This window comes from Wolbachia endosymbiont of Drosophila barbarae (genome assembly GCF_044752445.1).
GTDB lineage: Bacteria > Pseudomonadota > Alphaproteobacteria > Rickettsiales > Anaplasmataceae > Wolbachia > Wolbachia pipientis.
In genome coordinates, this window is sequence record NZ_JBIXJM010000050.1 from 1 (window position 1) to 570 (window position 570).

The 570-nt window shown below is 35.1% G+C and carries 1 protein-coding gene; it reads left to right on the forward strand.

The features are described 5' to 3' along the window. Positions 1-41 precede the first annotated feature (41 nt). Positions 42-570 (forward strand): baseplate assembly protein (locus ACIPNH_RS00680; protein WP_400770943.1); only part of this gene is annotated, 529 nt, incomplete at its 3' end.

The following is a 570-nucleotide window of genomic DNA, read 5'->3' on the forward strand; positions in this document are numbered from 1 at the left end:
AGCGGGAAAAACATTCATTTTGATGAAATTGTAGTTTAAAGATGAAGCAGCTAAATATTGTAGAAAAGCTAAGTTATGAAGAAATCTTTTCGAGAATGAAGGAAGAGTTAGTCCGTAGAGATGAAACCTTTTCAGCATTAGTTGAAAGTGATCCAGCGATAAAGATTCTGGAGGTAGCAGCATGGAGAGAACTTTTGCTTAGAGAAAGAATAAATGAAGCAGTAAAGAGTAACTTACTTAAATTTGCAACGGGAGAAGATCTTGATAATTTAGCTGAGTTTTATGGAGTGGAGAGGCAGAAAGAAGAAGATGACGAACGATTTAGAAAAAGAATTAAAGCAAATATAATAGGCTCAAGCACGTGTGGGAGCAAGGAGTATTATAGGTATCACGCACTGTCAGCAGATAGAAGAGTAAAAGATGCATTAGTAGAATCACCTATACCAGGAAAAGTACAAATTTCAATCTTATCAACACAAACTGGCATAGCTTCAGAAGAGCTACTTGAAATTGTAAAAAAGCAGGTTACTAGAGATGATATAAGGGTTTTAACAGATACGATAACAGTAA